The sequence below is a fragment of the Mycetocola sp. JXN-3 genome (assembly GCF_014522285.1).
In the GTDB taxonomy this organism is placed as follows: domain Bacteria; phylum Actinomycetota; class Actinomycetes; order Actinomycetales; family Microbacteriaceae; genus Mycetocola; species Mycetocola saprophilus.
The window spans coordinates 559,895-583,897 of sequence record NZ_CP041635.1; the positions used below are offsets into that span (position 1 = coordinate 559,895).

Annotated in this window: 21 protein-coding genes; 15 read left to right on the forward strand and 6 right to left on the reverse strand. The window is 66.5% G+C overall.

Translation table 11 applies throughout. The features are described from left to right. Positions 1-169 precede the first annotated feature (169 nt). The 8 genes from C7C57_RS02630 (at position 170) to sucD (ending at position 9,519) form a co-directional block, all read left to right on the forward strand. Positions 170-2,527 carry an ATP-dependent helicase gene (locus C7C57_RS02630; protein ID WP_255505815.1) on the forward strand — a complete coding sequence of 786 codons (2,358 nt, stop codon included), beginning with the start codon at positions 170-172 and terminating at the stop codon, positions 2,525-2,527. A 136-nt stretch (positions 2,528-2,663) separates the two neighbouring features. Further along, the gene (locus C7C57_RS02635) at positions 2,664-3,275 is read left to right on the forward strand and encodes a hypothetical protein (RefSeq protein ID WP_187977478.1); all 612 of its coding nucleotides are present in this window, start codon (positions 2,664-2,666) and stop codon (positions 3,273-3,275) included. A gap of 483 nt (positions 3,276-3,758) precedes the next feature. Further along, positions 3,759-4,418, forward strand: a complete 660-nt coding sequence (locus C7C57_RS02640) for a hypothetical protein (protein WP_187977479.1) — start codon at positions 3,759-3,761, stop codon at positions 4,416-4,418. Between the two features lie 119 nt (positions 4,419-4,537). Beyond that, the gene (locus tag C7C57_RS02645) at positions 4,538-5,509 is read left to right on the forward strand and encodes a hypothetical protein (RefSeq protein ID WP_187977480.1); all 972 of its coding nucleotides are present in this window, start codon (positions 4,538-4,540) and stop codon (positions 5,507-5,509) included. Beyond that, positions 5,500-6,102 carry an ATP-binding cassette domain-containing protein gene (locus C7C57_RS02650; RefSeq protein WP_187977481.1) on the forward strand — a complete coding sequence of 201 codons (603 nt, stop codon included), beginning with the start codon at positions 5,500-5,502 and terminating at the stop codon, positions 6,100-6,102. Before C7C57_RS02645 ends, C7C57_RS02650 begins: the two co-directional genes overlap by 10 nt. Further along, positions 6,099-7,283: a hypothetical protein gene (locus tag C7C57_RS02655; RefSeq protein WP_187977482.1), complete on the forward strand. Its 1,185-nt coding sequence runs from the start codon at positions 6,099-6,101 to the stop codon at positions 7,281-7,283. Before C7C57_RS02650 ends, C7C57_RS02655 begins: the two co-directional genes overlap by 4 nt. A gap of 171 nt (positions 7,284-7,454) precedes the next feature. Further along, positions 7,455-8,618 carry an ADP-forming succinate--CoA ligase subunit beta gene (sucC, locus tag C7C57_RS02660; protein WP_187977483.1) on the forward strand — a complete coding sequence of 388 codons (1,164 nt, stop codon included), beginning with the start codon at positions 7,455-7,457 and terminating at the stop codon, positions 8,616-8,618. Positions 8,619-8,631: 13 nt separating this feature from the next. Next, on the forward strand, positions 8,632-9,519 hold the full coding sequence (gene sucD / locus C7C57_RS02665; RefSeq protein WP_121687453.1) for a succinate--CoA ligase subunit alpha: 888 nt from the start codon (positions 8,632-8,634) through the stop codon (positions 9,517-9,519). A 53-nt stretch (positions 9,520-9,572) separates the two neighbouring features. Here sucD and C7C57_RS02670 read toward each other — a convergent pair whose 3' ends face one another. Continuing rightward, entirely contained in the window at positions 9,573-9,965 is a 393-nt protein-coding gene (locus C7C57_RS02670) for a hypothetical protein (RefSeq protein WP_051701672.1), read from the reverse strand. Positions 9,966-10,119: 154 nt separating this feature from the next. Between C7C57_RS02670 and alr the strand changes: the two genes are divergently transcribed. The 5 genes from alr to purH all read left to right on the forward strand — a co-directional run bounded on the left by alr (position 10,120) and on the right by purH (position 15,874). Beyond that, positions 10,120-11,292: an alanine racemase gene (gene alr / locus C7C57_RS02675; RefSeq protein WP_223144779.1), complete on the forward strand. Its 1,173-nt coding sequence runs from the start codon at positions 10,120-10,122 to the stop codon at positions 11,290-11,292. Positions 11,293-11,306: 14 nt separating this feature from the next. Beyond that, positions 11,307-12,326, forward strand: a complete 1,020-nt coding sequence (locus tag C7C57_RS02680; RefSeq protein ID WP_187977485.1) for a D-alanine--D-alanine ligase family protein — start codon at positions 11,307-11,309, stop codon at positions 12,324-12,326. Positions 12,327-12,408: 82 nt separating this feature from the next. Beyond that, positions 12,409-13,644 (forward strand): DUF6350 family protein, encoded by a 1,236-nt coding sequence (locus C7C57_RS02685; RefSeq protein WP_187977486.1) that lies wholly within the window; start codon positions 12,409-12,411, stop codon positions 13,642-13,644. 9 nt (positions 13,645-13,653) lie between these two features. Then, entirely contained in the window at positions 13,654-14,235 is a 582-nt protein-coding gene (gene purN / locus C7C57_RS02690; RefSeq protein ID WP_187977487.1) for a phosphoribosylglycinamide formyltransferase, read from the forward strand. 22 nt (positions 14,236-14,257) lie between these two features. After that, a complete protein-coding gene (purH, locus tag C7C57_RS02695; RefSeq protein ID WP_187977488.1) occupies positions 14,258-15,874 on the forward strand; it encodes a bifunctional phosphoribosylaminoimidazolecarboxamide formyltransferase/IMP cyclohydrolase in 1,617 nt (538 codons plus the stop codon). Between the two features lie 83 nt (positions 15,875-15,957). Here the strand turns inward: purH and C7C57_RS02700 are convergent, their stop codons facing one another. Both C7C57_RS02700 and C7C57_RS02705 read right to left on the reverse strand, forming a co-directional pair. Continuing rightward, a complete protein-coding gene (locus C7C57_RS02700; RefSeq protein ID WP_187977489.1) occupies positions 15,958-16,434 on the reverse strand; it encodes a hypothetical protein in 477 nt (158 codons plus the stop codon). A gap of 281 nt (positions 16,435-16,715) precedes the next feature. After that, positions 16,716-18,386, reverse strand: a complete 1,671-nt coding sequence (locus C7C57_RS02705) for a beta-N-acetylhexosaminidase (protein ID WP_187977490.1) — start codon at positions 18,384-18,386, stop codon at positions 16,716-16,718. Between the two features lie 333 nt (positions 18,387-18,719). Between C7C57_RS02705 and C7C57_RS02710 the strand changes: the two genes are divergently transcribed. Continuing rightward, positions 18,720-20,495, forward strand: coding sequence for an ABC transporter ATP-binding protein (locus C7C57_RS02710; RefSeq protein WP_187977491.1), 1,776 nt, complete (start codon positions 18,720-18,722; stop codon positions 20,493-20,495). Then, positions 20,492-22,309, forward strand: a complete 1,818-nt coding sequence (locus tag C7C57_RS02715; protein WP_187977492.1) for an ABC transporter ATP-binding protein — start codon at positions 20,492-20,494, stop codon at positions 22,307-22,309. Before C7C57_RS02710 ends, C7C57_RS02715 begins: the two co-directional genes overlap by 4 nt. A 74-nt stretch (positions 22,310-22,383) precedes the next feature. Here the strand turns inward: C7C57_RS02715 and C7C57_RS02720 are convergent, their stop codons facing one another. The 3 genes from C7C57_RS02720 to C7C57_RS02730 all read right to left on the reverse strand — a co-directional run bounded on the left by C7C57_RS02720 (position 22,384) and on the right by C7C57_RS02730 (position 23,965). After that, positions 22,384-22,812 (reverse strand): hypothetical protein, encoded by a 429-nt coding sequence (locus C7C57_RS02720; protein ID WP_187977493.1) that lies wholly within the window; start codon positions 22,810-22,812, stop codon positions 22,384-22,386. Positions 22,813-23,020: 208 nt separating this feature from the next. Beyond that, positions 23,021-23,398, reverse strand: coding sequence for an MGMT family protein (locus C7C57_RS02725; RefSeq protein ID WP_255505756.1), 378 nt, complete (start codon positions 23,396-23,398; stop codon positions 23,021-23,023). Between the two features lie 114 nt (positions 23,399-23,512). Next, complete coding sequence (locus C7C57_RS02730) at positions 23,513-23,965, reverse strand: GNAT family N-acetyltransferase (protein ID WP_030148117.1); 453 nt, start codon at positions 23,963-23,965, stop codon at positions 23,513-23,515. Positions 23,966-24,003 lie beyond the last annotated feature (38 nt).

The window sequence follows — 24,003 nt, forward strand, 5'->3', positions numbered from 1 at the left end:
CGGCGCGGCCTAGACTGGGAGCACCATGGTGCAGCCTTCCGATTCTTCCACGTCCGCCAACGAGCCCGCGGTCGTCCGTATTGCCCCGCCCGGAACCGGGCCGGGGTTCGAAACCGGCGGTTCCCAGGGCTCGGTGCAGTCCGGGCGTTCGGTGCAGACCGGACGCTCGATGCAGTTCGGACAGGACCTGCCCGAGGGGGAGGACCCCACCACGCACGGCCTGAACCCGCAGCAGCTGGAGGCCGTGACCTATCGCGGTCCGGCGCTGCTGATCGTGGCCGGTGCCGGCTCGGGGAAGACCCGGGTGCTGACCCAGCGCATCGCCGGGCTGATCCGCAATCGCGAGGCGTGGCCGAGCCAGATCCTGGCGATCACCTTCACCAATAAGGCCGCCGCCGAGATGCGCGAGCGCGTCGAGGAGCAGCTGGGCGGCGCGGCCGAGGGCATGTGGATCTCCACCTTCCACTCGGCGTGTGTGCGCATTCTGCGCCGCGAGGCCGAGCACTTCGGGTTCAAAAAGAACTTCACCATCTACGACTCCTCCGACACCAAGGTGCTGATTAAGCGCCTGATCAAGGAGCTCCAGGCCGACGTTCTCGGGCTTACCCCGGGCAACGTCGCCAGCAAGATCAGCAAGCTCAAGAACGAGCTCACCGACGTGGACGCCTACGCGCGCAACGCGAGCCTCAACGATCCCGCCGAGCGAATGTTTGTCGAGCTGTTCCGTCGCTACACGCTCGAGCTGGCCCGGGCCAACTCCTTCGACTTTGACGACCTGATCGGTCAGACCGTCTACCTGTTCCGGGCGTTCCCGCACGTGGCGGCCACCTACCAGAAGCGCTTCCGGCACATCCTGGTGGACGAGTATCAGGACACCAACCACGCGCAGTACTCGCTCATTCGCGAGCTGACCCGCGCGCCCGAACCCGAGCCCGACGACTACCTGCTAGGGGCCGGTCCCGGCGGCGTCGAGCCCGCATCGCTCACCGTGGTGGGCGACTCGGACCAGTCGATTTATGCCTTCCGCGGCGCGGATCTTCGCAACATCACCGAGTTTGAGCGCGACTTCCCCGGTGCCAAGGTGGTGCTGCTGGAACAGAACTATCGCTCAACCCAGAACATCCTCTCGGCCGCCAACGCGGTGATCTCCAACAACTTCGACCGCAAGGATAAGAAGCTGTGGTCGGCCGATGGTGCCGGCGAGAAGATCGTCGGGTTCACCGGCTATTCGGGTCACGATGAGGCACAGTTTGTGGCCGATGAGATCGAGAAGCTGCATGCCGAGGGCATGTCCTACTCGGACATGGCGGTCTTCTACCGCACCAACGCCCAGACCCGTGCGCTCGAGGAAATCTTCATCCGCTCGGCCCTGCCCTACCGGGTCATGGGCGGCACGAAGTTCTACGACCGCGCCGAGATTCGCGACTCCTTCGGCTACCTGGTGTCGGTCGTCAATCCCGACGATCAGCTGGCCCTGCGCCGCATTCTGAACACCCCCAAGCGCGGTATCGGTCCGGCCACCGAAACCCAGCTGGCGACCTTTGCCGAGACCAACGGCCTCACCTTCCGCGATGCGATGCGCAACGTTGAGGGCCTGGGACTCGGTCCCAAGGTCACCGGTTCGATCCGCGCCCTCTCCGATCTGCTCGACGAGGCCGCGGAACTCGCGGACACCGGCGTGGTGGCCGACGTGCTGACCCTGCTGGTCACCCGCAGCGGCCTGCTGGAAACCCTGCGTAACTCCCGCGATCCCCAGGACGAGGCCCGCGCGGAGAACATCGAGGAGCTCCAGGCGGTGACCAAGGAGTTCGAGAAGAACAACCCCGACGGCACCCTGATCGACTTCCTCACCGAGGTGTCCCTCGTGGCCGCGGCCGACGACCTGGACGACACCTCCGGCACCGTGTCGCTGATGACCCTGCACACAGCCAAGGGCCTGGAGTATGAGGGCGTGTTCCTCACCGGGATCGAGGAGGACCTGCTCCCGCACAAGATGTCGGCGAATGAGCCCGGCGGCCCCGCCGAGGAGCGACGCCTGTTCTATGTGGGCATCACCCGTGCCCGCAAGCGCCTGTTCCTCTCGCTGGCGATGACCCGCGCGCAGTTCGGCGAGACCGCCGTGGCGATGCCCTCGCGCTACCTGCAGGAGATCCCGGCCGAGCTGATCGAGTGGCGGCAGTCGCCGGGCATGGTCAACTCGCGGGGTGGACAGCAGTCGCGCGCGCTCAACTCCACCGGTCGCCGCGGGTTCTCCAACGGCCGCGGCGGATACGGCGGCGGCTCGGAGCAGCCTCCGGCCCTGCCTCGCCCGGAGAAGAAGGCCTGGCCCAACCAGGTCACCAACCAGGTGCGCGATAACTCGATGCTTGAGCTGGTTCCCGGCGACCGCATCCGCCACGTCGACTTCGGCGAGGGCCGCGTACAGCAGGTCACCGGCGAGGGTGCCAAGCGCATCGCCCACGTGTTGTTCGAGGCCGCGGGTGCCAAGAAGCTGCTGATCAAGATCGCGCCGATCGAAAAGATCTAGCCCCCGCGCCCCGGGGTCCGCGTCCGCCGGACGCCACCTACGCCCACCTTTTGCGACGTTCGCATGAGGTGGGCGTTTGTTATCTCTCTTTACTGGGAGATACGGCAGAGTGCCGTTTTTCGGGGGAGAAGCGCGCATGCATCGGAGTAGCAGTCTGCTCGAACTGGCTGCCGTGGCTGCCGTGGGTGCCGGTGTGCTCGGCCTGTTCGGGTGTGCCGCGCACACCACACCCGATACCGGCGGCGCTCGACTGTCGGGATCCGCGCCGGCTTTCAGCGGTCCGTGGGCGGAGGAGTTTCGTTCAGCCTGGAACGATACGGGGTCACAGCTTGAACGAGACATCCTTGCGGACGAGATCATCACCGAGCAGGAGCTAGTTGCCGCCCGCGAACCCTTTGTCGAGTGCCTGGCAGCGCGCGGAGTAGTCAACACGTTTGATGAGATCGGTGGAGGCGAAACCACCTCCCTCAACGGTGAGCTGTCTCCCGACGAGCAGGCCGATATTTTTCAGGAGTGCACCGATCAGGTGGATGACGAGGTAGATCTCCTGTACTGGCAGATCAAACGCAACCCCGAAAACCTGGATGAGGCCACAATCATGGCAAAGTACCTGGTTGACAAGGGAATTGTCGAGCGCGGCTTTAGCGCCAAGGACTACGAACGCGACTTTTACGGAGACTTCCCGTTTTCCGACACCGATATGGTCGCGGGCGAGTGCCTCACCAACCCGCTCGGGGTCGAGTATTAGTGCGTTCGGGAATGGGCCGCAAGCTACGAGAACGCCGATGGGGAAGATCGCCTGGCAACCTCCCTGCACGGTCGTTTTGCGACGAAATTAAGTGCTTTTTACGACGACTTCTGCGCGATATTGAGCGATTTCCGGCTTCACTGATCTCACGGCGAACGTCGCCGAGAAATCAAAGGAGATTCTCATGAAAACCCTCACGGCCGCACTGGTCGGAACCGCGATCGCACTGACAGCGCTCCCCGCGCCTGCCCTGGCCGCACCCGCCCTCGCCGCACCTGCTCACGCACAATCCGAGACCAGGCAGTCGGCAGCTCGATGCAATTTCACCCGGTCGATGTGGAGTGCAACCAATCAGGATTGTCGACTGGCCCAACACGTTTCCTACACGCTCTCCGGCGACAAATTAGCACCCAAGGTTGGGCCCGGGCAGGTCTCTCGACAGATTATGTGCTGGGTTGACGCCCAGGGAGCCGGAGTGAATTGGTGGATCTAACCCCTAAGAACATCGGCGTTGGTGGTTTGCCGCGAAACGTGGGCCGGGGCTCACGCCGAAGTCTTCGTCTCGGCGGCGGACTGCTGATGCTGTGCCTCATCTTTGGTGCGACGGGATGTGCGACTGGAAATCCCTCGGAAGCCTCACAGCGCGGCTCTGCCGTACCCGAGTTTTCGGGGCCGTGGGCAGACGGGTTCCGATCGGGATATGAGAATGCCACCAGCGAGATCGAACGAAAGATTCTCGGGACCGGCAAGATTACCGAGCAGCAGCTTGTCGAATCTCGGGAACCACTCATTACCTGTCTCGCCTCCCGCGACGTCACGATTACCTTTGACTCCACGGGTGGCTCCACCCTGACCTCGAAGCGCGCGCCGCAACCTTCAGCCGAACGAACACGAATCTACAACGAGTGTGTGGACAGTACCGGTACGGAGGTCGATTTTCTTTACTGGCAGATGAAACGGAACCCAGACAATCTGGACGAGTTTACGATTGTGGCCAAGTGTCTCGTGGACAAGAAAAAGGTTGATCCCGGATACGGGGCCAAGGACTACGGACGAGACTTCAGCGCCAACTCCTTTCCGTTCTCGGCTACCGACATCGAGGCGGGCGAATGTCAATCCAATCCGCTCGGAGTGAAATATTGAGGCGAAGACGCTTGGAGACAGACGGCCCGGGTAGACGCAGCAACTCGCGGGGATGGTTTCGCCCGACCACTGCCATTCTCGGGGCACTCGTTCTGGTGTGTGGGGGTGCCGTCGCCGGCGTGCTAGCAACGGCGAGTGCGGTTCCGGATGCGCTGCGGCCCGCGGATGCCGTGACCCAGTCGGTGTTGAGTGAGCGCAGCTTTGATGATTCCCGGGCCGCCGAACTGCGTATCTCCGGGGGAACCCAGCGAGCTCTGCGTGCCCCCGTCGCGGGCCGGGTCACCGCCCTGGCATGCACACCAGGCACCGAGATCGCTCGTGGCAGCGTGCCGTTCTCGATCAACGGAATCTCGGCGCTCGCCCTCGGCGGCGCGCAACCGCCCTGGCGGGATCTGGTTGAGGGCGATACCGGCACCGACGTGAGCGCGCTGCGTGCCGAGCTGCGCAGCCTCGGATTTATGGTGCCCGAGCGGGGCGGCGTGGATTCGACCCTGTTGAGGGCGATGAATGCCCTCCTTAAAAAGGCTGGCGTAACCCCCGCGGATGCGGCGGTCATCGCCCAGGCGAACATTGCCTGGATCTCGCCCGGTCCGGCGGGGATCACCGGTTGCCCGCTGGGAATCGGTGAGCAGGTGGAGGAGGGGCGAATCCTGATCGCGCTGGCCGATAACCTGGCCACCGTCAGCCTCAGCACACTTCCCGAGAATCCCGTGGAGGGTGCCCGGGTGGTCGAGGTCAACGGGCAGCGATATCCGATCGACACCGAAACCGGTGCGGTCACCGACCCCGACGCACTGGCGGCGATCATCGCCGGAGAGCGGATCCCCGCCGACCAAAACGCCGAGGCCGGTGCCACGCGCACCCTGGGGGCCCGCTACATTTTGGCCGAAGCGGTGACCGCCTGGGTGACCGCGCCGTCGGCGCTCTACAACATCGAGGGGGCAACCGCCTGCGTAGCCGCCGGCCGACAGACCCTGCGGGTGAACCTGCTCGGTTCGCAGCTCGGCCAGTCGTTCATTCGATTTGCCGAGGGTGTCACCCCGCCAAGGGCCCTCGATCTTGTCCCGAATCAATCGCGCGCATGCGAGTGATACTGGAGGACGTTGGCCACGCCTTTCCCGGCGGGGCGCTGCTGTTTAGCGGGTTGACGCGGGAACTTCTGCCCCATCACGTCTACGCGCTTTCGGGACCGTCGGGATCGGGCAAGAGCACCCTGCTGAGTATCCTGGCGGGCTGGGAGGAGCCCACCCACGGCCGCGTTCTGCGCGAGGATGTGCGGCGTACGGGCTGGGTGTTTCAAAACCCGCACGGGGTGGCCAAGCGGGATGCCCTGGATCACGTGGTGCTACCACTGATCGCCCGGGGGTATTCGCGCCGAGAGGCCGAGGAAATCGCCCGAGAATATCTGCAACGCTTCGGTCTTTGTGACGTGGCCGGTCGTCCCTTTGGCGCGCTCTCCGGCGGGGAGGCTCAGCGCCTGATGCTCGCGCGGGGGATGGCCGCGGGCCCCGAACTCTTTCTGGTGGATGAGCCCACCGCGCAGCTGGATCGGGTCACCGCGGACACCGTTAATGCGACCCTCGGTGTCCTGTCTCAGGCCGGTGGCATCGTGGTGGTGGCCACTCACGATGCCGCGACGCGCGACGCCTGCACCGACCTGATCGATCTGAGTATCCCCGGATGAGCCCGCACAGTAACCACTCGGAACGTTCGGAGCAGGAACACCCGGTGAAAACGAATGCCCGCATCACGGCGAACCCCCGCGGGAGTGGCCTGCGTCCGGGCGCGCTCATCGGCGAGATTCTGCGGGATATTCGCACCGGCACCTCGCGCGCGCTCCTGTTCACGCTGCTGTGCGCGACGCTGCTGATCGGGCTGTGCCTGGCCGAGATCAGCACCGTATCCCGGGTATTGAACGATGCGGATTCCTACCGTCGATCCGGAGCTTCGATCCTCATGTTCCAGGCCCCCGGTCAGATTGATGCGACCCGTTGCGAGGCGCTCTCCGCGCTGCCCAACGTGAACCAGGCAGGTGCCGTGCGCGAGAACCCCGCCGGCGTGAACCCGGCGGCACTGCCCGGTCACTCGATCCCCCAGCGCGATGCCAGCGAAGGCTTTATCCGGTTGATCACCGAGACCGGATCCGCACCCACCGCCGTACCCGGGGCCGGGGTGATCCTCTCGGACCAGGTCGCCGAGGCGCTGGGACGCGCGGGCGGCGACACCATCGTTACCGGTGTCGGAGAGATTCCGGTGCGCGCCGTGTTCCCCTATCCCGATGACGGGCGCAAACCCGGCCTGGGATACACGGTGCTTTCCCCGGTTCCCGCCGACCGCCAGGCCTTTGATGAGTGCTGGATTGAGGTGTGGCCACAGACGGAGGCGGTCGCCACCCAGCTGCGTTCGACCCTGCTGGGGGAGGGGGATTCGCAGACGCGCCCGCAGCTGAGCCAGCTGAACTCCCGGCTCGGGCAAACCTTCCCCGGGGCCGACGCCTTCGGTGGTCGGCTCACCACCGTCGCCGCACCGGCCGGGGCGCTCGCCGGACTGGTCATCGGGTTTGTGATGGTGCGGATCCGCAGGCTCGAACTCGCCTCGGCCCGACACAGTGGGGTATCACCGGGCGCCCAAACCCTGATCCTGCTGGGGGAGGCCCTGGTTCCGGCGGCGGTAGCGGTTCTGATTGCGCTGACGGCAACCCTGGTCCTGACCGGGCTGTCCGGGATCCCGGATCCGGCCGCGCTTCGGGGTCTGGCGATCAGGATATGCCTGGTCTTTGTGCCCGCCGTACTGCTCGGGGTAATCGCCGGTGCGTTCACCACCCGGGAAAAACAGCTGTTCCGCTACTTCAAGTCACGGGCGTAGCCTCTCCAATACCGTCTGTTCACCCAGAACTCGGGCGTGTATACGGTGTGCGGGTGACCTGCGCCGGGGGCAGGGGGTAGAGTCTTACGTGGGTATCTTGACGTCGAGTTACAAGCGAGGCGTCGGGTACGCAATTTTCTCCCAAAACCTCATTGCGGATTGGAACCACACGTGGATCTTTACGAGTATCAGGCCCGAGACCTGTTCGAGAAATACGAGGTGCCGGTCCTTGCCGGTATCGTCGCGGACACCCCCGAAGACGTACGCGCCGCCGCCGAAAAGATCGGTGGCGTTGTTGTGGTCAAGGCACAGGTTAAGGTTGGTGGCCGTGGAAAGGCCGGTGGCGTCAAGGTCGCCAAGAACGCCGACGAAGCCTTCGAAGCCGCCCAGGCGATCCTCGGCCTGGACATCAAGGGTCACGAAGTCAAGCGCGTCATGGTCGCGCAGGGCGCCAAGATCGCCCGCGAGTTCTACTTCTCGGTTCTGCTGGACCGCGCCAACCGCTCCTACCTCTCGCTCGCCAGCGTCGAGGGCGGCATGGAGATCGAGCAGCTCGCCGTGGAGAAGCCCGAGGCCCTGGCCCGGATCGAGGTCAACCCGCGCACCGGCATCGACGCCGCCAAGGCGCGCGAGATCGCGATTGCCGCAAACTTCCCCGAGGACCTGGTAGACAAGGTCGCCGACGTCTTCGTCAAGCTGTACAACGTCTACGCGGGCGAGGACGCCACCCTGGTTGAGGTTAACCCGCTGGTCCTCACCGAGGACGGCGACATCGTTGCCCTCGACGGTAAGGTTTCGATCGACGAGAACGCCGAGTTCCGTCACCCCGAGCACGCGGACCTCGCCGACAGCGCGACCACCGACCCGCTCGAGCTCAAGGCCAAGGAGTCCGACCTCAACTACGTCAAGCTCGACGGTGAGGTGGGAATCATCGGAAACGGTGCCGGCCTCGTGATGTCGACCCTCGACGTGGTTGCCTACGCCGGTGAGAACTTCGGCGGCGTCAAGCCCGCCAACTTCCTCGACATCGGTGGTGGAGCCTCGGCCGAGGTTATGGCCAACGGCCTCGACGTGATCCTCGGCGACAGCCAGGTGAAGTCGGTCTTCGTGAACGTCTTCGGTGGAATCACCGCCTGTGACGCGGTTGCCAACGGCATCGTCAAGGCCCTGGAAATCCTCGGTGACACCGCCACCAAGCCGCTCGTTGTTCGCCTGGATGGCAACAAGGTGGACGAGGGTCGCGCGATCCTCGCCGCCGCAAACCACCCGCTGATCACCATCGCGGGCTCCATGGACGAGGGCGCCGCCAAGGCCGCCGAGCTGGCATCGAAGTAGTAGGGATCCGAACATGTCGATCTTTGTAAACAAGGACTCCAAGGTCATCGTCCAGGGCATCACCGGCGGCGAGGCTTCCAAGCACACCGCGCTGATGCTCGCCGCGGGCACCAACATCGTGGGCGGCGTGAACGCCCGCAAGGCCGGCACCACCGTCACCCACGGGGACGTCACCCTGCCGGTGTTCGGTAGCGTCGTCGAGGCCATCGACACCACCGGTGCCGACGTCTCCATCGCGTTCGTGCCCCCGGCATTCGCCAAGGATGCGGCGATCGAGGCCATCGACGCCGAGATCCCGCTGCTGGTCATCATCACCGAGGGCATCCCGGTCGGCGACTCCGCCGAGGTCTGGGCCTACGCCCAGGAAAAGGGCAACAAGACCCGCATCATCGGTCCGAACTGCCCCGGCATCATCACCCCGGGTGAGGCCCTGGTTGGCATCACCCCGGCATCGATCGCCGGTACCGGCCCGATCGGACTGGTGTCCAAGTCCGGAACCCTCACCTACCAGATGATGTACGAGCTGCGCGAAATCGGCTTCTCGACCGCCATCGGTATCGGTGGAGACCCCATCATCGGCACCACCCACATCGACGCCCTCGCCGCATTCGAGGCCGACCCCGACACCAAGGCAATCGTCATGATCGGTGAGATCGGTGGAGACGCCGAGGAGCGTGCAGCCGACTACATCAAGGCACACGTGACCAAGCCCGTCGTGGGCTACGTCGCCGGATTCACCGCGCCCGAGGGCAAGACCATGGGCCACGCCGGTGCCATCGTCTCCGGCTCGGCCGGAACCGCCCAGGCCAAGAAGGAGGCCCTCGAGGCCGCCGGCGTCAAGGTGGGTAAGACTCCCTCCGAGGCGGCGAACCTGATGCGTGAGATCGTCGCCGGTCTCTAGCGCCTACAGCACAGCCCCCGTCACCACGGAGTGACGGGGGCTGTTGCGTGCCCCTAGTCTTCGTCGAACAGGCCCGGCAGCGTGTAGCCGTCGATATCATTCCAGGGGATGTCGAGGTCGTCCATCGCCAGCTCCCAGTCGGCCTCGGGCAGGGCCCGACGCAGCTCGCTAAACGCGCGCAGCCAGTGAGCCAGCGCCTCGGTGGTGGTTTCGGGGGTGTCCAGCGGCAGCTTTGTGGAGCCGGAAAAGAGGTTCGGTGGGGTATCCGGCTCGAAATCGATGTCCTCGTAATCGAAGGGGAACGCGGCATTTTGCCTGAGCACAATCTCCTCGATCACGGCGTTCTCCACCGCGGTAATCGGATGTGCGCGCGAGGCGCTGTAGTAGAGCGAGATGCCCATATGTGTCCCCATTTCCCGGACCCGCAGCAGCACCGGTCCGCTCATCGCAGCCAGCTTAGCCCCGCCCGGCGACGGATTCCAGGGGCGATTCCCCGAGGGGTGAATCGCCGTCGGACCCCAGCGGCGGCCGGTAACTCCCGCGACCGGGGCGGCGCATGCGGGCAAACCCCGGTTTGCCCCGTACGCTTAGGGGGTGAGTGTGAACGATTCCCCCGCAGCAGCGTTGTCCGGTTCCGCAGTGAACGGCGGCGTCGCGGACCCCACCGCGTTTATCCCGCCCACCGTGTTTGCGGCCGAGGCGATCGTGGATCTGGAGGCGATTCGGCACAACATTCGCACGTTCCGGGCGCACTATCCGCAGGGCAAGATCATGGCCGCGGTTAAGGCCGATGCGTTCGGGCATGGGGCTCCGGCTTCGGCCACCGCGGCACTCGAGGGTGGCGCGGACCTGCTCGGATTCGCCCGGCTGAGCGAGGCGCTGCAGCTGCGCGCGACGGGCGAGGAAGCCCCGATGTTTGCCTGGCTCAACGACGTTCCCAACTTCGCCCGGCATGCCCGCACCAACGACATCGACATCAGCGTCTCGGGCCTCGACAACCTGCGCGCGGTGGCCGCCGAAAACACCGGCGTGAACGTGCACCTGGAGGTCGAAACCGGCCTCAACCGCGGGGGCACCGTCGCGGCCGAATGGGAAACGCTGGTGGCCGAGGCCGCCCGTTTTGAGGCCGAGGGAGCCCTGAGCATCCGCGGCATCTGGTCGCACCTGTCCCACGCCGGGGACCTCGACGCCGAGCGCACCCGGGCCCAGTCCGATCGCCTTCAGCAGGCCATCCAGACCGCCCGCGCCGCGGGCCTGGATCCCGAGTTTACCCACCTGGCCAACTCCAGCGGTGTGAGTCTGATCGATCCCTCCCTCTACAACATGGTGCGCCTGGGTGCCGGGGTCTACGGCATCGACGAGGCGGGGATCGGTCTGCGCCACGCGATGACCCTGACCGCCCGCGTCATGCAGGTCAAGCGCGCCTTCGCCGGCGAAGGTGTCTCCTACTCCCACACCTACACGCTGGAGCGCGACACGACCCTGGCGCTGATCGCCGTGGGCTACGCCGACGGGCTGCCCTGGGCGTCCGCGGGTAAGGCCGAGGTGTGGATCGGCGGAAAAAGACGGCGCGTAGCTGGGCGTATCTCGATGGACCAGATTATGGTGGATCTTGGCGATGATCCGGTTGCCGAGGGTGACACCGCGATCCTGTTTGGACCGGGCACCCAGGGTGAACCCACGGTGTCCGAATGGGCGGCCTGGGCGGGTACCCTGGAACACGAGATTTACTGCGGGATCGGCGCCCGAATCAACCGCCGCTACATCAACTGAGGAGCACCATCCACATGAGCACCACCGCAGAAAACCCCGCGTTCCCCCACCGCGTCGCGGTCCTGATGGGCGGCATCAGCGGCGAGCACGAGGTGTCGCTGAAGAGTGGCGGAGGCCTGGTGGTGGCGCTGGAGGAGCTCGGTGCCGAGGTGCTGAGCGTCCTGGTCACCCGCGAGGGCGAGTGGGTGGCCGGTGAGGTGTACGGTCTGCTCGACGTGCTCGCCCTGCTGCGCGACTACGACGTCGTGATCCCCGCCTTCCACGGCGTGGGCGGCGAGGACGGGACGATGCAGGGCCTGCTGGAAACCGCGGGCATTCGCTACGTGGGTGCCGGCGTGGGCGCCAGCGCGATCGCGATGGACAAGTGGTGGGCCAAGACCGTGGTGGCCGATGCGGGCATCCGTATCGCCCCGGCACTGCGTTTGGACCCGACCGACGTGCCCGCGGCCATCGCCGACCCCGACGCCCTGCTGGCCCGCCTGGCCGAGCGCGGCATCTCGCTGCCGGTCTTTGTGAAGCCCAACCGTGGCGGATCCTCGATCGGCGGCACCAAGGTCACCGAGGCCGCCCAGCTTCCCGCCGCACTGGCCCTGGCCACCGAGGGTGGCGACGCGGTGCTGATCGAGACCGAGATTGTCGGTCGCGAGATCGACCTGGGCCTGCTGGAGCACGCCGACGGCACCCTCGAGGTGGCCCCGGCCCTGGAGATCGACGCCGACCCCAACCAGCCCTTCTTCGACTACGCCGCCAAGTACACCAGCGGCGGCACCCACTTCACCGTGCCCGCGCACCTCTCCGATGAGGTGGCCGCCGACCTGGCCGACCAGGCTCGCCGGGTCTTCCGCGTGCTGGGGGGCCGCGGCCTCGCCCGAATCGACTTCTTCCTGGACGAGCAGGGTCCGATCTTCAACGAGATCAACACCCTGCCCGGGCTGACCGCCCAGTCGCAGTACCCGCAGATGTGGGCCGCCACCGGACGCAGCTACCCCGAGGTGGTCCGGGTCCTGGTGGAGCGCGCCCTCGCCGACAACTAGCATCCGCGCGCACGCATCGGTGCGGGTTCTCGCGGCTCGCCTGCAGCGTGTTCCGGGGTGATCGGGCTAGTCTGAGGGGGTCATGAAACGCACCCAGGTCGCCCTCCTCGCCGCTCTCGAAGCCCTCATCGCCCTCGCCATCAGCGTGGGCGTCCTCGTGGTCCCGGCCACCCTGATCTGGGCCATCGGCACCGGATTCTCCGAGTTCTGGAGCCTGTTCTGGCGCAGCTCGGTGGACTTCTGGCTGCTCGGGCACGGCGTGCACCTGAACATGCAGCTCTCCGCCGACACCGTGGCACCGTTTGGTTTGGCGGGGGCGAGCGATCCGTTTGTGCTCTCGCTGGCACCGATCGGCATCACCGCGTTGGTGATCTGGCTCGCGTATCGCAGCGGAACCCGCTCGGCGGATTCCGGGCACCCGGTGACCGCGCTGATCGCCGGAACCGTGACCTACGCGCTGCTCTCCTGCGGCGTGGTGTTCACCTCGGGCAGCGAGATCATCAGCACCGACCGGGTCACCGGCCTGATCTTCCCGCCGCTGATCTTCGCCGCCGCGATGGCCCTGGGCCTCGTGGTTGCCCGGTACCGCGCGGGGGAGCGGTTCCCACTGGATACCCTGCCCGAGCGGCTCGGCGAACCCGGAAGCACGATCGCCTTCGCCTCACTGCGGGGCGGGGCGCTGGCCTCGGGCGCGCTGATCGGCGTGGCCGGGCTGCTGACGGCGATCCTGCTGCTGGTCAACTATCCGCTGATCATCGGCCTGTACGAGACCACCGAACTGGGGGTGGGCGGCGGTATCGTAATCACCCTGGCGCAGCTGCTCTATCTGCCCACGCTGATTATCTGGGCGGCGTCCTGGCTGATCGGTCCCGGATTCGCGGTGGGAGCCAACAGCATCTTCTCCCCGCTGGGCACCGTGGCGGGTCCGTTGCCCGCGCTGCCGGTGTTTGGGGTGCTGCCCTCCTCCTCGAGCTCGCTGACCTGGATTCTGCTGATCGTCCCGATCCTCTGTGGGTTCCTGGCGGGCCTGTGGATTCGTCGGCGCCGGGTAGAAAGCGGCGAGCTGTCGATGGGCGAGGGCGCGATCACCGCCGCCGGCTCCGCGGTGGTGGCCGGGGTGCTGCTCGGGCTGCTCGCCTGGTTCGCCGCCGGGGCGTTCGGGCCCGGACGCCTGGCCGAAATGGGGCCGACCGCCTGGCTTGTGGGACTGGTCTTTGCGGGGGAAATCCTGGTCGGCGCGCTGATCGGTCTGATCTCCGGCCGCAGCGTGGAGACCGTGGAGGAGCCGCGGTTTTTGAGCGGGGTTTCGGAGCGGTAGACTCATCGGGTGCTCTCACTCGTTGTGCTGATTTCCGGGACCGGCTCGAACCTTCGGGCGCTGCTTGAGGCAACTCGCGAACCCGGATATCCGGCGCGCGTGATCGCCGTGGGTGCAGACCGCGATGCCAGCGGCCTGGAGCACGCCGCCGAGTTTGGGATTCCCGCCTTCACCGTGCCCTTCCGCGAGTACGCCTCGCGAGAGCAGTGGGGCACCGCGCTGCTGGCAGCGATTGGCGAATACACTCCGGACCTGGTGGTCCTGAGCGGCCTGATGCGCCTGGTCCCGGACAACGTGGTCTCCGCGCTGTCTCCGAACCTGATCAACACCCACCCCGCCTACCTGCCCGAATTCCCCGGTGCGCACGGTGTGCGCGACGCGTTGGCCTCGGGTGCCAGCCAGACCGGTGCCTCGATCATCGTGGTGGATAACGGCGTGGACACCGGGTCGATCATCGTCCAGGAGCGCGTGCCGATCCTCGCCGATGACACCGAAGAAAGCCTGCACGAGCGCATCAAACCGGTGGAACGCCGGCTGCTCGTGGACACCGTTCGGCGCATCGCCGACGGTCTGGATTTATCCGCACGATAACAACCAAACACTAGGAGCACCCATGGCCGGCCCCCGTCACGATGCACACCTGTACCGAAACCGCGATCTCGTTCCCGTCCGCCGCGCACTGATTTCGGTCAGCGATAAGACCGGCCTACTGGAGCTTGCCGCGGCCCTGGCGAAGGCGGGGGTGGAGATTGTGTCCACCGGTTCGACCGCTCAGACCATCCGCGATGCCGGCCACCAGGTCACCGATGTGGCCGCGGTTACCGGATTCCCCGAGGCCCTCGATGGTCGCGTGAAGACCCTTCACCCCGCCGTGCACGCGGGCCTGCTCGCCGACCTGCGCCTGGAGTCCCATGAGGCTCAGCTGGCCGAGATGGGGGTGGCACCGTTCGAGCTTGTGGTGGTGAATCTCTACCCGTTCGTCGAGACCGTCGCCTCGGGTGCCGTGGGTGATGACGTGGTCGAGCAGATCGACATCGGCGGTCCCGCGATGGTGCGTGCCTCCGCCAAGAACCACGCCAACGTGGGCATCGTCGTCTCCCCGGCGTCCTACGCCCGGGTGATCGAGGCCGTCGCCGCCGGCGGAACCACCCTCGCCCTGCGTCGCGAGCTGGCAGCCCAGGCCTTCGCACACACCGCCGCCTATGACACCGCCGTGGCCGGCTGGTTCGCGGATAATGCGGAAGGTGCCGACGGTACCGACGGCTCGGACGCCTTCGCCGAGTCGCTGACCATCCGGGCCGAGCGTCAGGGTGTGCTGCGCTACGGCGAGAACAGCCACCAGGCCGCGGCGCTCTACTCGCGTGCAGGCGGGCACGGCATCGCCCAGGCCGAGCAGCTGCACGGCAAGGAGATGAGCTACAACAACTTCGTGGACGCCGATGCCGCCGTGCGCGCCGCCTACGACTTCGTCAACCCGGCGGTCGCGATCATCAAGCACGCAAACCCCTGCGGCATCGCCGTGGCCAGCCCCAAGGCACCCGACGCGATCGCCAGCGCCCACCAGCGCGCCCACGAGTGCGACCCGGTCTCCGCCTTCGGTGGCGTGATCGCCGCCAACCGCACGGTCACCCTGAAGATGGCCGAGACGGTCAAGGAAATCTTCACCGAGGTCCTGGTTGCCCCGGACTTCGAGCCCGAGGCTCTCGAGGTGCTGAAGACCAAGAAGAACCTGCGTCTGCTGCGCCTGCCCGAGGGCTTCACCCCGGAGACCAGCGAGTTCAAGCAGATCTCCGGCGGCTTGCTGGTTCAGGAGTCCGACCGCTTCGGCGCCGACGACGTGGACGCCACCTGGACCCTGGTCACCGGTGAGCCCGCCGACGAGGACACCCTGGCCGACCTGCGCTTCGCCTGGAAGGCTTGCCGCGCGGTCAAGTCCAACGGCATCCTGCTTGCTCACGCCGGTGCATCGGTGGGCGTGGGCATGGGCCAGGTCAACCGGGTGGACTCCTGCCACCTGGCCGTGGACCGGGCCGGTGAGCGTGCGGTCGGCTCCGTCGCCGCCTCCGACGCCTTCTTCCCCTTCGCCGACGGCCTCGAGGTCCTGCTGAAGGCCGGCGTGCGCGCCGTCGTCCAGCCCGGTGGTTCGGTGCGCGACGAGGAGGTCATCGCCGCCGCGAAGGCCGCCGGAGTCACCATGTACTTCACCGGTGAGCGTCACTTCTTCCACTAAACACGTGGTGTAAAACGGCCCGGCGGGATTCCCGTCGGGCCGTTTTGTGTGCGCTTTGTGGTTTCACGCTCTGTGATTCTGGGCTATCCGCGGCGGAACTCGCACAGGCGCTCGAAGTCGATGCCGCAGTTGTAGGTGATGCGCACCTCGCCCCAGACCACGTGGGTCTGGATGTTTAGGGGATGGGTATCCGGGCGGTCGTTGGTCAGGGTGAGATCGCGGTTCTCGCCCGGGGTGAGCGTCCAGGTGCCGGTGGTGGTTGCGGGATCGCCACCCTCGGAACTGGGGCCGGGCAGTTTGGCTACATTTTTTGCGGTCAGGCTGTGATCGGCGCGGAACAGGAGGACACCGCCGCCGTCGGTCGCGTTCCAGGTCCCCACAATCTCGTCGGCTCGGAGGGGAATGGTGCCGGTCACCGTGCGGGCGATCAGCGGGGAGAGGGCGATCCCCAGCACCACCAACACCGCGATGCCCAGCAGGATCAGGTTTCGGCGGGCGCTCGGTGGCCTGCCCGGGGGTGTGGGCTCGGTGGCCGGAAAGAGCCAGGCGCTGAGTGACATCGATTCCCCCGATGAGTAGTGCCGCAAGAGTGAGCGTAAGGGCGAGCGTAGGCGGATGCGGCTGTGATCGGGCTCCGAACCCGGAACCCGCCCGGTTTCTTGATGCTAGCGAGCGCACCGGCGGCGGACCACCGCCCGCGTCACGGCGCGACATGAAGCGCGCCCCGTCTCACGCGGGAATGAGCCATCGGCCCGATCTAGGCAGATAACAAAGCGCGCCCCGTTGCCCGCCGGTGCGGGAAACGGGGCGCGCGAGGACCGTGCTCCTGGAGGTGTCCGGGCTACGGGGTCAGTCGGATATTGGCGACCAGCTCGGCGATATGCGCGGCGCGTTCGGCGGGGTCGCTCGGGCGCCCGGGGATCTCGGGACGCTGCTGCCAGGGGTGTGGTCCCGCCTCGGGACGGTACTCCACGCCCAGCGCGTCCAGACGCGACAGGTGCTGGCGCAGGCGTGCCTCGAACTCGGGGAAGCTGGCATCCGAACCCCAGAGGGTCTCGGCCAGCGCACACAGCCGCGGGAAGGCCGCATAGTCCACGGCCCGCACCCCGTCCAGGTGCTCGGTCCAAATATTTGCCTGGCCGCCGAGGACCAGCGCTCGTTCCTCCTCGGTGGCACCTTCGGGCACCGGATCGAAGGCGAACACCCGGGCGACGCCCAGGGGGGTGCCCACCTGGATCGGCTCCTCGGGGAGCTCCGACTGGCGGTAGTCGAGGTACACCTGATCGTCCGGGCTCGACACCACGTGGAAGCCGCGGGCCAGCGCGCTGCGGGCGCCGGTCATGCCGCGCCAGGAGGCGATCGTCGAATCGGGGTGCGGATCGCCCTCAAGCAGCTCATCCCAGCCGAAGGGCTTGCGGCCGCGGGCCACGATGTGGGTCGAGAGCTTATTCAGGAACCAGCCGTGCAGGTCGTGCACATCGTTCAGTCCGCGATCGCGCACCAGCTGCTGGGTGCGGGGGTCGTCCCGCCACTGCTCGGTGGGGCACTCGTCGCCGCCGATGCCGATGTGGGTGCCGGGGAACAGGTCCATGACCTCATCCAGCACGTTGATGAAGAACTCGACGGTGGAATCCTCGGTATTGAGCACATTGGGGTTGATGCCCCAGCGGGTGAAGACCTCGAGCTCCGGGCCGCCCCGGCCGTGCTCATCCACGCCGATTCCGAGCTCGGGATACGCGGCAATGGCCGCCTGCGAGTGCCCGGGCAGGTCGATCTCGGGTACCACGGAGACGTGCCGAGAGTGGGCATAGGCCACGATCTCGCGAATATCGTCCTGGGTGTAGAAGCCTCCGTGCGGACGTCCATCGCCGGGTGCATCACGCACCGGGCCGCGCTGAGACTCGCGTCGCCAGCCGCCCACCTCGGTGAGCTTCGGGTACCGGGTGATCTCGATCCGCCACCCCTGGTCCTCGGTGAGGTGGAGGTGCAGCACGTTGAGTCGGTGCATCGCGATCAGATCGATAAAACGCAGGATGTCGGCCTTGGGGAGGAAGTGCCGGGCCACATCCAGCATGACCCCGCGCCAGCCAAAGCGCGGCGCATCCTCGATGCTCACGGCGGGCAGGGTCCACGCGGTGTTCGGGCGAATGGTCGCCGCGCGATATGCCTCGACCGGCAGCAGCTGACGCAGCACCTGCGCCGCATAGAACGCCCCGGCCGCGGCCCCCGCGGTGATCGCCACCCCGGTGGTTTCGATGTGCAGCCGGTACTCCTCGGCACCGAGGGCAGGATCCAGCAGCAAGCGGATGCCGCGCTCGCCGGACTCGGGGTCGACGGACGAGAGATCCCGGGTGTCCAGGTCCAGTCCGGTGGCCGGACGCAGCACCTGCTGGAGCCAGCGGCGGGCCTCCACCAGCGCCGGATCCGCACTGATCCGGGTGGTCGAGGTGAGCGTGTATCCCGCCGCCCGCTCGGAATCGATGCGGCGCGGTTGGGGGAGCAGAGCGGTCATTATTTTCCCTTCACGGAACCGGTGGTGACACCGGAGACGAGTCGACAGTGAACAAGCATGAAAAACACCACCACGGGGAGGGTAAGCGATACCGAGACGGCCATTTTCCTGCGAGCGATCGGTGTCGAATAACGGGGTGTCATAGGTAGCCAACCACACCGGAGAGGATTCCGGGGGATCCCGGACTCAAAAAAATCCGCGTGAAGACGGACTTGAAAAACTTCGGAACCTGACGATATCCTGAAAGGCTGTTCGCCGGGACCCGGCGTCACCCTCGTACATCGACGTTCAATTTCTCGGTGGCGGGGCCATATTTCGACCTTCCGGGTACGCATGTCTTCACCTTCTGTTTTTTCCTCCCTGTGGCGCCTGCGCGAGTACGCACGTCCCGCTTTGCCGCGCCTCGCGCTCGGCGGCGTGGCCGGGCTGTTCGCGGGGCTGCTGGCGCTGGCGATCCCGCTGGTGCTGCGCGAACTCGTGGATGGGCCGCTGGCTTCCCGCGACACCGCCCTGATCATCGGCGCGGCCGGCATCGTGCTGGCGCTCGGTGTGGCCGAGGCGGCCACCGTGGCCGTGCGCCGCTGGCTGGTGCTGACCCCCGGTACCCACGTCGAGGCGGCCATGCGCAACGCGATGTATGAGCGCCTGCAGGATCTGCCGGTGTCCTTCCACGACCGTTGGCAATCCGGTCAGCTGCTCTCGCGTCAGGGCACCGACCTGGGTCTGATTCGTCGCTGGCTCGCCTTCGGCATCATCCTGCTGTTTGTAAACCTGGTGACCATCGTGGTGGGCACCGCGGTGCTGTTCACCTGGCATCCGCTGCTCGGCGGCATCTTCCTGCTGATCTCGGTGCCGATCTGGATCTACGGCTTTGCGTTTGAAAAGCGCTACGCCGTGGTGGCCCGACTGAGCCAGGACCAGACCGGCGACCTGGCCACCTCGGTCGAGGAATCGGTCCACGGTATCCGGGTCCTCAAGGCCTTCGGCCGTGGCCGGCACGCGCTGCGCGGCTTCACCCGTCAAGCCCAGGACCTCCAGGGCACCGAGATCAAAAAGGCCAAGGCCCTCGCGGGCATCTGGCTGTGGCTTGTGCTGCTGCCGGACATCGGTTTCGCGCTGTGTCTGCTCGGCGGTATCTGGCTGGCCAGCCTGGGCCAGATCAGCGTGGGTGAGCTCTTTGCATTCTTCGCCACCGCCACGATCCTGCGCTTCCCGCTGGAATCCATCGGCTTCCTGCTGGCGATGACCCTGGACGCGCGTGCCGCGACCGACCGTTTCTTCGAGGTCATGGACGAGCCGATCACCCTGGCCGATCCCGAGGCTCCGAAGCACATCGAGAACCCCCGCGGACGCCTGGAATTCGACGACGTCCACTTCCGTTTCCCCGACGCCCCCGCCGGAACCCCCGACCTGCTGGACGGGGTGTCCTTCACCGTGGAGCCCGGTCACACCGTGGCCGTGGTGGGGCTGACCGGATCGGGCAAGTCCACGCTGACGGCCCTCGCCTCGCGCCTCTACGAGGTGACCGGGGGATCCATCCGCCTGGACGGGGTCGACCTGCGCGAGCTCAACCGCGACGACATCTACGCCAACCAGTCGGTGGCGTTTGAGGAGCCCACGCTCTTTAGCGCCTCGATCCGGGACAACGTGCTGCTGGGCCGGGATGACACCAAGTCCGACCCGGAGACCGCCCAGAAGTCGCTGGATCGCGCCCTCGACGTGGCCCAGGCGGACTTTGTTCGTCGCCTGCCCGAGGGTGTGGAAACCGTGGTGGGTGAGGAGGGCATGAGCCTCTCCGGCGGTCAGCGTCAGCGCGTGGCCCTGGCTCGTGCGCTGGCCACCGACCCGAAGATCCTGGTCCTCGACGACCCGCTCTCGGCGCTGGATGTCAACACCGAGGCCCGGGTCGAGGAGGGGATGCGCCGCGACTATGGCACCACCTCAACCCTGATCGTGGCCCACCGTCCCTCAACCGTGCAGACCGCCGACCACGTGGTCCTGCTGCACGAGGGTCGCATCCACGATGTGGGCACCCACCGTGAGCTGCTGGAACGCAGCGCCGAATACCGATTTGTACTGTCCAGTTTGGACGAGGAGAACACCCGATGAGTGACAACACCGTGCAGGGGGTGAACGGCGAGGAACGCTCCTCGCTGACCCCCGAGGAATCCGCACGGATCCGTAAGCGATCCCTGAAGCTCCTGGGTGAGCTGGTGCGTCCGGTTCGCGGCCGGGTGATCCTGACGATGGTGGTCGTGATTCTCTCGACCGCCGCCCAGGTCGCCGGCCCCGCACTGATCGCGTTCGGGCTGAACCAGGCGCTGCCCGCGGTGCTGGATCAGGCCGACTGGGCCCCCGCATTCCTGGCCGTGGGCGCGCTGCTGGCCTCGGGCATCGTGGGCGCCGTGCTCATCTCCTGGTACACGATTCTGAGTGCCCGGGTGAGCCAGGCGATCCTGCTGGATCTGCGCCTGCGCGTGTTTGCGCACACCCAGGACCTGAGCCTCGACTTCCACGAGAGCTACACCTCGGGCCGGATCATCTCGCGCCAGACCAGTGACCTCGACGCGATCCGTGAGCTGCTGGACTCCGGCATCAACCAGCTGGTGTCCGGCGTGCTCTACATGTCGTTCACCGCGGTGGCGATGGTCCTGCTGGATCCCATCAGCGCGCTGGTGATCGCGATCGCCCTGATCCCGCTGTTCCTGCTAGGGCGCTGGTTCCAGCGCCGCTCGCAGGTGCTGTTCCGTCAGCAGCGGGTGGCCTCGGCCCAGACCATCGTGAAGTTTGTCGAAACCATGACCGGCATCCGCGCGGTCAAGGCCTTCCGCGCCCGTCGCCGCAACGAGGAGGAGTTCGGCGAGAAGGTCGAGAACCTGCGCGGGATCAACGCCCGGGTGATCGGCCTGTTCGGAATCTTCGATCCGGGTCTGATCCTGATCGCCAACGTCTCGGTGGCCGTGATCGTGCTGGTTGGCGGCCTGCGGGTGGCCGGCGGCTCGATCGCGATCGGAACGCTGCTGGCCGCGGTCCTCTACGCCAAGCGATTCTTCGACCCGGTCGAGGACATGGCCATGTTCTACAACTCCTATCAGTCGGCCGCGGCCGCGCTGGAGAAGATCTCGGGTGTGCTGGAGGAGGAGCCTGGGGTTCCCGCCCCGCAGGCCCCGGTCGCGCTGCACACGCCGCGCGGTCACCTGGAGTTCCGGGAGACCACGTTTGGGTACGGTAACGGGGTGGAAATCCTGCCGAAGTTCTCGCTGGAAATTCCCGCCGGGCAGACCATCGCCCTGGTGGGGGCCACCGGCGCGGGCAAAACCACGCTGGCCAAGCTCATGTCCCGGTTCTACGACCCGACCTCGGGCCGGGTGACCCTGGACGGGGTGGACCTGCGCGATCTGGACGATGCACACCTGCGCCGTGCGGTGGTCATGGTCACCCAGGAGGCATACCTGTTCTCGGGCACCATCGCCGACAACATCGCGCTGGGTAACCCCGATGCCACCCGCGAGCAGATCATCGAGGCCGCCCGCGCGGTGGGCGCCGACACCTTCATCGAGGCGATGCCCGCCGGGTTTGATACCGACGTGAATAAGCGTGGCGGGCGCCTGTCGGCGGGTCAGCGTCAGCTGGTCTCGTTTGCCCGCGCGTTCCTCGCCGATCCCGCGGTGCTGCTGCTGGATGAGGCCACCGCCTCGCTGGATATCCCGGGTGAGCGCGCGGTGCAGAACGCGCTGCAGACCCTGCTGGCCTCGCGGACCGCGGTGATCATCGCGCACCGGTTGTCCACGGTGGCGATCGCCGACCGGGTGCTGGTGATGGAGCAGGGCCAAATCGTCGAGGATGATACCCCCGAGGCACTGATCAGCGGGACCGGTCGCTTTGCCAAGCTGCACGCGGCCTGGCGAAACTCGCTGGTCTAGACCCGGACATCAAAATCGCGAGGGTGCCACGGATTGATCCGTGGCACCCTCGCGATTTGTCCGAGGTATCTCGACTACTTGGGGGAGACCAGCGTCTCGCCGTAGTAGTTGCCGCCCGCGGTGAAGATGCTCCAGTCTCCGCAGATCTGGACCTCCTTGGGGACCTCGGTGGGCCACCAGGTGTCGTTCAGACCGGGCGACTCGGGGCGCTCACCGGCCTTGCAGGCGCCCTCGGACAGCGGGGAGTCGGTGTGGAAGGTGATCAGGGTGCCCGGGGTGGACGGGTGCGACTTGATCCGAATGTTGGTGGCATCCTCGGGGATGAACGGGGTCGGCGCGAGCTTCGCGGCCTCCGGCGCAAATTCCTTATAGGTGGGATAGATCGCGGACTTCGGTTCGGCAATCAGGGTGTTGACCGTTCCGCACCCGGCAAGCCCAATCACCCCGACCACGGAGAGTGCGGCGAAGGAGAGAATGCGGGCAGAAGACCAAACACGTTGCATAATTCCATTACAACGCGCTTTCCTGTGACGAACATCGTACGCGGGCGTGGCGTGTGTCGTCCTCGGGGATGATTTTCGGCGGCTAGCGGCTAAAAACCGCGTATTAACGCGGAGTTAAGTTGCCTCGGTGACACATTACCGAATTGCAACGATTTGGTAATGATTCTCGTGCGTCTCTTCCCATGTTCCCCATTTGGGGGACCGGAAATCACGCCTTTGTGCCCGGGGGCTTTGCGTCGGCGGCGGGGTGTTCCTCGAACACCGTCTCGACCCGGGTCACGAATGCCGTTTTTGTCGGCCGCGGATGTCCACCCAGCCGGCGCAGCGCCGTGCCCTCGGCCTCCCAGTGTTCGAGCGCGACCTCGTTCAGATGGACCGGCAGCGTTCCGTCGGCACGGAGCACACGCCACCAGGGGAGATCGTGCCCCTGGCGCGCCATGATGGCGCCGACCTGCCGGGCGGCGCGGGTCCCCATCGCCGCGGCCACGCCGCCGTAGCTCATGACCCGGCCCGGAGGAATAGCTAGGACCACCCGATAGACGGCCTCGAGGAACGCCTCGGGATCGTCAATCCGCGGCAGCGTCACCTGGAATTCGGGCTCGACGGACGTCGGTATCGGTGCCTGCGCCGCAGAGCCCCGAGCGGCAGAGCCCCGAGCGGCAGCTTCCTGCGCGGCGGAGCGCCGGGTCGGTGCCGTCACCTAGATCGCGCGGCGGGCCAGGACCTCGCCGTACGCGGTTTCCCCCACGGGCTCAAAGCCCACCTGGCGGAAGAACACATCGGGGCCGAGGTCGCCGGGCTCGTAGATCACGCTGACGTGATCGAAGCCGCGCTTGCGAGCCTCCTCGGTCAGGGCGTCGACCGCGAAGGTGCCCACACCCTCGCCCTGGGCGTCGGCGTCCACGTTGATGCGCCACAGGACGCTGCGGAACTCCTCGCTGGGGGAGTCCTCGTCGAAGGACGCCTGGACAAACCCGACCACCTTATTGTCGCGCAAAACCACGCGCTGCCAGGTGGTGGAGGGGTCGGTGACGGCGGCGGCTACCGAGTAGGAGACGGGCGCAACAAACTGCTCCTGTCCGGGCTTCAGGGTCAGGGCGTTTACCGCGACGATGGTCGTGGCCGAAAGTTCCTCAAGGCGTAGGTCGGTCATATCCCTAGGGTAGCCCCACCCTCCCGGCAGTGGTAGTC